The organism is Streptomyces sp. P9(2023) (assembly GCF_032436795.1).
In the GTDB taxonomy this organism is placed as follows: Bacteria; Actinomycetota; Actinomycetes; order Streptomycetales; family Streptomycetaceae; genus Streptomyces.
Genome location: NZ_JAUPWM010000048.1, coordinates 42,390 through 51,479, shown reverse-complemented (window position 1 = coordinate 51,479; position 9,090 = coordinate 42,390). Strand labels below are relative to the sequence as shown.

Here is a 9,090-nt window from a genome sequence, read left to right as displayed (position 1 = left end):
ATGTCGAACTCGTTCGCGGACCAGACCCTGGCCCAGATCGAGCTCTTCACCAAGCCGGAGCAGTACCCGACCGACGTCTACGTCCTCCCCAAGCACCTGGACGAGAAGGTCGCCCGCCTCCACCTCGACGCCCTCGGCGTCAAGCTGACCGAACTCCGCCCCGAGCAGGCCTCGTACATCGGCGTGCCCGTCGACGGTCCGTACAAGCCCGACCACTACCGCTACTGATGTACGCGGCCGACGAAGTGGTGTGCGTGCGCGACCCGTGGCTTCCGGACCGGCTCCTTCGGACCGAGCGGGACGCGCTGATGCCGCTGCTGCGGCGGACGCCCGAGGCGCGGTTCGAGCTGCGTACCGCCTGCCCGGGGTGGACCGCCCGGCAGGTGCTCGCGCACTGCGCGGCGGCCCTCGTCCGGATCGTCGAGGGCCGCCTTGAGGAGGGCGTCTTCCTCCCGGAAGCCAACGCGGCCGACGTCGCCGAGCGGGAGCCGTGGAAGCTGGGCAGGGTCCTCGACGAGCTGGAGCGCGGCTTCTCGGAGGCCGGGCCGGTGATCGCGGCGACGGAGGACGGCACGCTGGACGCCGTCGCCCTGGGGGAGTGGGTCCACGCCGGTGACGTACGGGAGGCGTTCGGCGAGCCCGGTGCGTACGGCGGGGCCTCCCTCGACCTCGCCCTGCCGCTCCTCTCCGTCACGAGCCGCCGCCGGGACACCCCGGCGCTGGTGGCCGTGGTGCCGGACCGCCCTGAGCCGCTAGCCCTGGGGGGTCCGGTAGAGGGCCGGGCCCCGGCCCGCTACCGGGGTGACGCGGCGACGCTCGTACGGCTCTACTCGGGCCGCCCGCTGGTGGGGACGCGCTACGAGCTGACGGGCGCGACGGAGCAGGAACTCCTCATCTACCGCTGAGTTGGGAGTGGGTGCACGAGGCGCACAACGACTCGTCCGCGACAGGCCGGAACAGCGTCGCCTGATCGTGTGCGCCCGTGCACTCCCGTGTGCCGACGAGCCGCGCCGACAACTGAGGCCGGGGCGGCGTGGACGCGGGGGTGGGTACGGGAGTCCTGGGCACAACCTCACGGAGCAGATACCGCACCAGCCCACCGGGCCGGTGTACGGGCGTACCGGTACCGGGCAGACCGCGCAGGATGTGTTCGTGCACGTCGGCGGAGCTGTGCCCAGCGGCCAGCCAGCGGGTGGCAAGGAGCTTCAACTCCTGGTGCATGACAGGCGGGATGTGCCGCAGGACGGGAGAGAGGAGCGGAAGCGCACCGACGAGAGCCTGGGCCTCGTCGAGGTGCTCGTCTACGGCCCTGTCGGGCGCGTCGGGCCCGTCGGGCTCAGCGGCGGCGGACGGAAGGTTGGAGGTGTCTCCTTCAGGATGTTTCTTTGGATGACCGCCGGTCGACGGGGCCTCTGGTTCACCGGCGGCCGGAATCCCGTGCCCCGGTGCGACCTGCGACGACGCTCGTACGGTGCTGGTCCGCACCGTGCTGGTCCGTACGGGCGTCCCGGCCAGGATCTTGGCGGCCTCGCCGGGGCTCAACGGCGTGCTGGAGATGAGCTGTTGGGTCTCCCAGAGCCCGCCGGCCCCCTGCACCCGCCGTTCGTGGACAAAGCCCTCGGCCATGAGCTCCCGCTTGGCGCGGGTGAAGGCACATGACCCGATCCGGGCACGTTCGGCGGTACGGGAGAGGGACTCCTTCGCGCCTTGTGGGAGGGAGAGTTGCCAGGTGAGCAGGCGTACGGCGTCGGAGCTGAGGCGCGGATGCCGGATGAGCTCGTGGGCGAACTGGGAGAAGGCGCGCGAGGGCGCGATAAAGTTCCGGTAGATCACGGTGGACGGCTTTCCACTAGTGGTTCAGGCCCTCGCGCATGGCTGCGAACCATCGCGGGGGCCGTTTTGCGTGAACGTATCGCACGGAATATGCCAACACCGACACGCAGCGTGAAGAACCGCCCGTACGAGTGACCCTTCCGCATGGGGCGGCACCGGTTCCACTGCCGGGCCACCTACACGGTGTTGTCGACCGGGACGGTGCGGTGGAGACCGTCGTCCGGCTACGTTGCCACCATGGCTGACTTCTTGATCGTGGTGACGACGGTGGATTCCCAGGACGCAGCGCGGAAGCTCTCACGTTCGGCGGTGGAGGCCAGCCTGGCGGCCTCGGGGCAGGTGACTGGTCCCATCGAGACGACGTATCGCCATCTCGGAGAGGTCTGCGACAGCACCGAGTGGCAGGTGACGTTTCGCACGGCAGCGGACCGGAGCGCGGCGTTGGCGGAGCACTTGGTCGCTCAGCACCCCTATGACTCACCGGAGGTAGTCGCTCTTCGGATCGAGGAGGGCCGCGCGGAGTATCTGGACTGGATCGCGCGGGCCACCCGCTAGTTCTCCGCACCTTCCAGCAGCGCCTTCACGGGAGCGAGGCCCCGGTACGGCTCCAGACGTTTCAACAACATCCGGGCTCGTCCTGCCGGGCGGGTGGATGCCAGACCCATGGAGAGGTCGAGGACTCGGGACGTGATCGCCGCGGCGTGCTCGATCTCACCCGCGTCCATGTAGGCCGACGCCAGCCACGACAGATAGAGCGCCTTGTCTCGGGCCCTGGTGTCGTCGTACCTGCTGAGTGCGTCGTCGAGCGCGGGGATGGCGCGCAGAGGCCGACGAAGCTCCGCCCAGCAACGACCGGTCATGATCGCGATTTCGTCGTGGTCGACCCAGTAGGCCCAGTCCGGTGTCGGGAGGTCCGAGGGCTCGTTGATCGCTTCTTCGGCAACCTTGAGTGTGTAGTCCGCCTCGTGGGCATTCCCTGAAGTGGCGTGCTGCCAAGCGAGCCGGTCTGCCAGCAGTGCGCGTACGGCAGGCGCCGTCCCGGCGTCGATCGCTTGGAAGCCGGTGGTGGCGTATGCGACACCGGAGTCGCCGCCTACGGTCCACTCCAGATAGGCGAGAAAGGCGAGGGAGTTACCTTCAAGTGCCGGGTCCCCCGCCGCTTTGGAGGCTGCCAGAGCAGTCATGTAGTGGCGCCGGGCGTCCTCCAGAAGCCCGGCGTCGTACGCGGCCCATCCTGCAAGCTGAGCCTGTTCGGCGATGATGCCGCGAAGAGCCCGCCCCGTGTGCTCGGTGTAGACGCCTTCGCCGGCGAGCCTGGTCGTGGCAGCCAGCTCTTGCACGTACAGGCGGTAGGTATCGCCTCCGCCGACGAAGTCATCCAAACGGCGCAAACGGGCGGTACGTTCACTCAACTGCCGTGGCGCATCAGCCCCCAGTCTGCGGCCCGATGCCAGCAGGAGGGAAGGTTGAACAACGGCGATGCCGACGCTCGCCGACGCGGAGATGAAGGAGCGGCGATCCACATCCCGATCGCTTTGACGGGTGTTCTGTTGCTGGCGGCGCAGTCGCCGGGCAAGGACGACCGCTCGTCTCAGCGTTTCCTCTGGCACCCCGAACTCGGCGGAAAGCAGCCGACGCGACTCCGGGTCCGGGAGCCGCTCCTCGTTCTCCCACCTCGACACGGTCGCCTGTTCCAGCGGGTATCCCCGGCGAGCGGACAGGGCAGCCGCCACTTCTTCCTGCGTCCTGCCTGTCGCCATGCGCAGCCGTCGTAAAAGTGGACCGATCGTTTCCATTTGGCCCTCGCTCGTGTTCATCATCGCCTCCACCGGACCGCACGCAGCTTTGTATGGCCAGCCTGGCCATACGTCCTGGCCATGTCGCCGGAATGGCCATGTCCTCTGGCCCATCTGCCCAAACGCGGGGACCCGTTGACTGGTCACACGCCGTCCGGATGCTGAAGGACCTCCGGGCAGCATTCCCGAAGCAGCGGACCGCACGCGCCCCGTCTGCCGCACTGCGCGGCCCCCCTGCCCTGCCACCACCGAGGAGAAGCCGATGCCCGAGTCCCTCCCGTGCCGTGCGCCGGCCACGGTCGACGACGACATGCCTCCGCCGTACGGCGCGCCGAGCCCCGGCCTCGTAGCCCGTGCGCAGTCCGGGCTGGAGAAGTTCTTGGAGCGCTGCGTGGACGACGGCCAGGCCGAGGAGGCCGCCCCGTGAGCGGCGCGGGATCCTCCTTCCACGAGGACGATCACCCATGGCTGCACAAGACCGTGCGGGACATCGCGAGTCGATGCGAGGGCGAACTTACGGCTGTCGTCCACGAGGAGACCAAGGGTGGCCACGTCGTGAGGGTTGCCTTAATCCGCTCCGAGTCCGGGGTCGAGTGGACCACCGCGGCGGACAACGTCCAGTTCGTGCCGTGACCCCGCCATCCTCGAGGACGGCCCGCTCCACCACCTCTGCCCAGGCGACCGCCCGGCAGATGCAGCACAACCAACCGAAGGGACACGCCATGTCGAAAAGCAGCGGCAGCGGAAGCAGCGGAAGCGGGAACGGAGGGGGCGGCAGCCACAGCGGCGGGTCCGCGCCGATCTCCACCCCGCCCCCGCCGCCCCCGTCCAACCCGGACACGAGCACGCCGTCCGGCGGCGGGAAGCACCGGTAGCCCGTGACACCGGCAGCACACCAGGAGCGCCCCAGCCGAACTGAGCTGGGGCGTTGCCTCATCGCATCGGGAGCCCTGCGATCAGACTGGGTTCCCACGTTCTCGGCCGTCGACCGGGCCTGGTTCCTGCCCGACGTGATGTGGCCGTTCCTCCCGGACGAGCAGCCCGGCGGCGCGGGCGCCGCCTGCTCTGCTGCCGTAGACCGGCGCACAGACCCCGCCGCCTGGTACGGGCATGCCGACTCGGACGTGTCGATCGTCACCCAGTGGGACGACGGTCGGCACCAGGGACTGAAGCCGGGCACCGTCCCCACCTCGTCCTCGTCTCAGCCCGGTGTGGTGTACCAGATGCTCGGCGCACTCGACGCCGAGGCCGGCATGACGGTGTTCGACGCCGGCACCGGCACCGGGGAGACCGCCGGTCTCCTCGCTCACCGGTGCGGGGCCCGTCAGGTGACGACCTGCGACGTCGATCAGGCCGTCTCAAACGCGGCACGCGCCCGTCTGCAGGGCCACGGGCTTCACGTCGGCGCGGTCACGGCGGATGCCCTCGCCGGACATGCGGAGGGCGGTCCGTACGACCGATTCCTCTGCACCTTCGGCGTCCGTGCGGTCCCGGCCGCCTGGCTCCGCCAGGTACGGGCGGGCGGGGTGATCGTCGTCCCGTACGGCACCCACTACAGCAACCGCGACACCGTCGTCCGCCTCACCGTCCACCCGGACGGAACCGCGTCCGGCCCGTTCGTGGCCCCGGTCGAGTTCATGAAGGCCCGTGCCCACCGCCTCCGATGGCCGGACGCGGAGGAGTACGTGACCGACTGGCCCAAGCCGTCGAGCACGCATGTACGTCCCGACCGGCTTGCAGATGCCGCGTTCGTCCTCAGCCATGCGGTGCCCCATGTCGCGCACGCCGCCGACAGCAACCCCGACGGGGCGCCGGCCGTCTGGCTGTACTCGATGACGGACCGGTCTTGGGCGGCCGTCACCTGGCCCGACGAGCATGGGCCCGGGAAGGTCTACCAGCGAGGTCCACGCCGCCTGTGGGACGCGGTGGAGGCCGTGTGCGGATGGTGGGGGAGCCAGGGGTGTCCTGGTCTCGAACGCTTTGGTCTCACTGTCACGCCGGAGGGTGCTGCACCATGGTTGGACAGCCCCGGGAACGTCCTGCCCGGGTGGTGATCGAGGAGGCGGGCGTCATGGCCGAGGAGCCGTTGGAGGAGTGGGCCGCACGTCGTAACCGGCGGCAGGCCTCGGACCGTCAGATCACTGGGGCACGACGGGTCGTGCCCCTTGCCGCCGGCTCGAACGCCGCCCACCTGGCCCCCGACGCGCCGCGTCTCCTGCTCGAACGCGGCGATACTGGTGGGTGGGTCCCGGTCGGTGTCGCCGAGAACGCGGCCGAGGCGGCCGCATTTCTGCACCAGTCCTGACCTTCCGGCGCGTACGGCTCTACTCGGGCCGCCCGCTGGTGGGGACGCGCTACGAGCTGACGGGCGCGACGGAGCAGGAGCTGCTGATCTACCGGTGAGGTCTACCGGTGCGCGCGGTCGGTAGCTCGTTCGGTCCCGGCCGCGATGCGGGGTGGGTGGGGTGCTGCTCGACTGAGGAGTACTCCCCTCACCCCCACAAGGAACTGGAGCACCAGCATGGCGGTCATCGTCATCGTCGAGTTTCCGGGCGCCACACAGGAGATGTACGAGCAGTCCAGTGCCCAGGTCACAGCGGCGCCGTGGTGGCCGGCCGAGGGCTTCATCGCCCACGCGGCGGGCCCGGACGGCAGCGGCGGCTGGCGGGTGGTGGACTTCTGGGAGTCGCAGGAGTCGTTCGTGGCCTTCACGGAGAAGGCGATGCCGATCCTCCAGTCGAGCGGGATGCCGACGCCGATCCCGACGTTCCAGGACGCGGTGAACGTCATCCTGAGGTAAGGCGCGGCGCCACGGAAAATGCGTTGCCGGGCCGGGAGGCCGGGCGTCACCCTTCAGTGCATGACCTCCCACTCCTCCCCTTCCGTGGCAGCCTCCGTCGCCGACCTGTTCTCCGCCGAGGGGCGCCTGAAGGCGATCCCGCGCCGGGCGCCCCGCCGCGCGCAGCTCCTCGCGTACCTGGCCGAGACCCTCTTCGAGCCGGCCCGCTCCTACAGCGAGCGTGAGGTCAACGACGCGCTGCTCACCGTCCACGAGGACTTCCCGGCCCTGCGCCGCTACCTCGTGACCGGCGGCGAACTCTCCCGTACGAAGGACGGCGCCGCCTATCGCCGCGCCCTCAAGCCGGCCCAGAAGCAGCAGCCCGGCTCCCCCGGAGGCGCGATCCCGTCCGTCGCGTGAGCGGCGCGGTGGTGGCCGGTCTGCTGGCCGGCTACGGCATCGCGATCCCGGTCGGCGCGGTCGGCGCCTATCTGGTGGCGGTCACGGCGCGCACCGGCTGGCGTACGGGAGTTGGCGCGGCCCTCGGGGTCGCGACGGCGGACGGGGTGTACGCCCTGGTGGCCGTCCTCGGCGGCTCCGCCCTCGTACCGCCGCTCGCCCCGGTGATGACCCCGCTGCGGTGGGTCTCGGCGGTGGTCCTGGTGGGGCTCGCGGCCCGCGCGGCCCGGTCGGCGGTACGGGAGTACCGGGCGAGGTCCCAGGCGACCCGCGACGGCGGCGCCACCGAGCGCCCTCTCAGCCCGCTCCGGGCGTACGTCACGTTCCTCGGCATCACGATCCTGAACCCCATGACCGTGATCTACTTCGCGGCCCTGATCCTCGCGACCGGCCCCGCGGGTCCGGCGACGCCCGTGGACCGTACGGCCTTCGTCCTGGCGGCCCTGGCCGCCTCCGCCAGTTGGCAGCTCTTCCTCGCCTCCGGCGGCGCGCTTCTCGGTCGTGGCCTGACGGGTCCGCGCGGGCGGCTCGGGACGGCGCTGGTGTCGAGCGCGCTGATCGCGGGACTGGCGGTGCACCTCGTGAGCTGACCGGATCCCTGGAAGGACCGCCGATATCCTTTCCGTACGGGGGAGTTGGCATGCCGGGGGTCGCGGGACAGCTGGTCGGCGGGCGCTACCGACTGGTCGAGGCGGTCGGGCGCGGGGGCATGGGGCGCGTGTGGCGCGCCCATGACGAGGTGCTCGACCGCGAGGTGGCGGTCAAGGAGGTGCTCTTCGAGGCTGTACCGCCGGAACTGCGCGCCGAGTTGATCGCCCGCACGCAGCGGGAGGCGCGGACCGCGGCGCGGCTGCGGCATCCGGGGATCGTGACGGTGCACGACGTGACGGAGTACGAGGGCGCGCCGTGGATCGTGATGGAGTTCGTCGCCGGGCCCTCGCTGGGCGCGCTGCCGGCCCGTGAGGGTTGCCTGTCGTGGGAGCGTACGGTGGCGATCGCGGCCACGCTGGTGGACGCTCTCGGGCACGCCCACGCGGCCGGGATCGTGCACCGGGACCTCAAGCCGGACAACGTGCTGCTGGCCGGGGACCGGCCGGTCATCACGGACTTCGGGATCGCCCGGGTCCTGGACTCGACGTAGCAGTTGACGCGTACGAACACGGTCATCGGGACCCCGCAGTTCATGCCGCCCGAACAGCGAGGGCAAGCCGGTGGGGCCGCCGGCGGACATGTGGGCGCTGGGCGCGACGCTGTACGCGACGGTGGAGGGCCGGCCGCCGTTCGGCGGCCCGTCGCTGACGGCCCTGATCGTCGCCGTCCTCACCCAGCCCTTCCCGGACCCCCGTCACGCGGGCCCGCTCGCGGAGCTCCTCGCCTCCCTGATCTCCAAGCCGGCGTCGGACCGCCCGGACGCGGGAACGGTGGCGGAGAGGCTGCGGGCGCTGTCGGCGGGGTACGTGCCGACGGTGGTGTCGGAGCGGGGGGCGGCGCCGGACGCGGGCGCGGCGGCCGACTCGGCTCCCGACGACCCGCGCGCGGCTCTGGCGAGCGCCCCGACTGCATCGGCTGGGTCCGCGCCCGCCCCCGCGCCCGCTCCGGCGCCGCCGCCTCCGGCGCCTCCGCCTCCGCCTCCGCCGCCTCCGCCGTCTCCGACGTCGACTCCCGACGCACCCGCCCTCGGACCGAGCCGCCGCAAGCTTCTGAGCTGGGGCGCCGTGGGCCTGGCCACGACCGCGATGGGCATCATGGATGGCGGGGCTGGCCTTCAGCCCCGACGGTACGAAGCTGTACGGGCTTCCCGCCGAGGATCTCGAACAGTGGGACGTCGCCACGCGCAAACGTACCGGCTTCACGGGCTTCTCCCTCGGCGCCCGAGCCGTCGCGTTCAGGAGGGACGGAAAGACGCTGGTCACGGCTGGCGACGGCCGGACCATCGCCATGGGCAGGGAGGGGGCTGTCGACCTCTGCCGCCGGACCTGACGCCCACCACGCCACGGGCGTTTCCGGCACGGCTTCACCTCCGGTACGGGGCGGCCGGGAAGGTCCGGGAAGGGCGGATTGCCCGTAGGTCTGCCCTTGTGGACTGCGACAGAGCCGGTCAAAGGCCGCGATGATGCGTGGGCCCACGCCAAGCGGCAGAGATGAGGAGTGGTCGATGCGTCGGTCGGCTCGTGACGGGACACAGCGGCAGGGAGCGGCTCCCTCGCCGACCCGTGACCGTGA

Annotated in this window: 14 protein-coding genes; 12 read left to right on the top strand and 2 right to left on the bottom strand. The window is 71.1% G+C overall.

Annotated elements, in window-relative coordinates:
• Both Q5762_RS33925 and Q5762_RS33920 read left to right on the top strand, forming a co-directional pair.
• The coding region (locus Q5762_RS33925) for an adenosylhomocysteinase (RefSeq protein ID WP_315896148.1) at positions 1-228 on the top strand (228 nt) is incomplete at its 5' end.
• Positions 228-905: a maleylpyruvate isomerase family mycothiol-dependent enzyme gene (locus Q5762_RS33920; RefSeq protein WP_315896147.1), complete on the top strand. Its 678-nt coding sequence runs from the start codon at positions 228-230 to the stop codon at positions 903-905. The genes Q5762_RS33925 and Q5762_RS33920, both read left to right, overlap by 1 nt.
• Here the strand turns inward: Q5762_RS33920 and Q5762_RS33915 are convergent.
• Entirely contained in the window at positions 892-1,833 is a 942-nt protein-coding gene (locus Q5762_RS33915) for a hypothetical protein (protein WP_315896146.1), read from the bottom strand. The genes Q5762_RS33920 and Q5762_RS33915 overlap by 14 nt on opposite strands.
• A gap of 237 nt (positions 1,834-2,070) precedes the next feature.
• Here Q5762_RS33915 and cutA point away from each other — a divergent pair, with 237 nt between their 5' ends.
• Positions 2,071-2,388: a divalent-cation tolerance protein CutA gene (gene cutA / locus Q5762_RS33910; RefSeq protein ID WP_315896145.1), complete on the top strand. Its 318-nt coding sequence runs from the start codon at positions 2,071-2,073 to the stop codon at positions 2,386-2,388.
• On the opposite strand, the gene Q5762_RS33905 is transcribed toward cutA, so the two are convergent.
• Positions 2,385-3,650 carry a helix-turn-helix transcriptional regulator gene (locus Q5762_RS33905; protein ID WP_315896144.1) on the bottom strand — a complete coding sequence of 422 codons (1,266 nt, stop codon included), beginning with the start codon at positions 3,648-3,650 and terminating at the stop codon, positions 2,385-2,387. The genes cutA and Q5762_RS33905 overlap by 4 nt on opposite strands.
• A 241-nt stretch (positions 3,651-3,891) precedes the next feature.
• Between Q5762_RS33905 and Q5762_RS33900 the strand changes: the two genes are divergently transcribed.
• The 9 genes from Q5762_RS33900 to Q5762_RS33860 all read left to right on the top strand — a co-directional run bounded on the left by Q5762_RS33900 (position 3,892) and on the right by Q5762_RS33860 (position 8,847).
• Entirely contained in the window at positions 3,892-4,056 is a 165-nt protein-coding gene (locus Q5762_RS33900; protein WP_315896143.1) for a hypothetical protein, read from the top strand.
• Positions 4,053-4,262, top strand: coding sequence for a hypothetical protein (locus tag Q5762_RS33895; RefSeq protein WP_315896142.1), 210 nt, complete (start codon positions 4,053-4,055; stop codon positions 4,260-4,262). The genes Q5762_RS33900 and Q5762_RS33895 overlap by 4 nt, the downstream gene beginning before the upstream one ends.
• A 245-nt stretch (positions 4,263-4,507) precedes the next feature.
• Positions 4,508-5,683, top strand: coding sequence for a methyltransferase domain-containing protein (locus tag Q5762_RS33890; protein ID WP_315896141.1), 1,176 nt, complete (start codon positions 4,508-4,510; stop codon positions 5,681-5,683).
• Positions 5,644-5,934: a DUF6087 family protein gene (locus tag Q5762_RS33885; protein ID WP_315896140.1), complete on the top strand. Its 291-nt coding sequence runs from the start codon at positions 5,644-5,646 to the stop codon at positions 5,932-5,934. Before Q5762_RS33890 ends, Q5762_RS33885 begins: the two co-directional genes overlap by 40 nt.
• A gap of 216 nt (positions 5,935-6,150) precedes the next feature.
• Complete coding sequence (locus tag Q5762_RS33880; RefSeq protein ID WP_315896139.1) at positions 6,151-6,429, top strand: hypothetical protein; 279 nt, start codon at positions 6,151-6,153, stop codon at positions 6,427-6,429.
• 60 nt (positions 6,430-6,489) lie between these two features.
• The gene (locus tag Q5762_RS33875; RefSeq protein WP_315896138.1) at positions 6,490-6,828 is read left to right on the top strand and encodes a DUF2087 domain-containing protein; all 339 of its coding nucleotides are present in this window, start codon (positions 6,490-6,492) and stop codon (positions 6,826-6,828) included.
• Complete coding sequence (locus tag Q5762_RS33870; protein WP_315896137.1) at positions 6,825-7,457, top strand: LysE family transporter; 633 nt, start codon at positions 6,825-6,827, stop codon at positions 7,455-7,457. The genes Q5762_RS33875 and Q5762_RS33870 overlap by 4 nt, the downstream gene beginning before the upstream one ends.
• Positions 7,458-7,507: 50 nt before the next feature.
• The gene (locus Q5762_RS33865; RefSeq protein WP_315896136.1) at positions 7,508-8,008 is read left to right on the top strand and encodes a serine/threonine-protein kinase; all 501 of its coding nucleotides are present in this window, start codon (positions 7,508-7,510) and stop codon (positions 8,006-8,008) included.
• A gap of 608 nt (positions 8,009-8,616) precedes the next feature.
• Entirely contained in the window at positions 8,617-8,847 is a 231-nt protein-coding gene (locus tag Q5762_RS33860; RefSeq protein WP_315896135.1) for a hypothetical protein, read from the top strand.
• Positions 8,848-9,090: the final 243 nt, after the last annotated feature.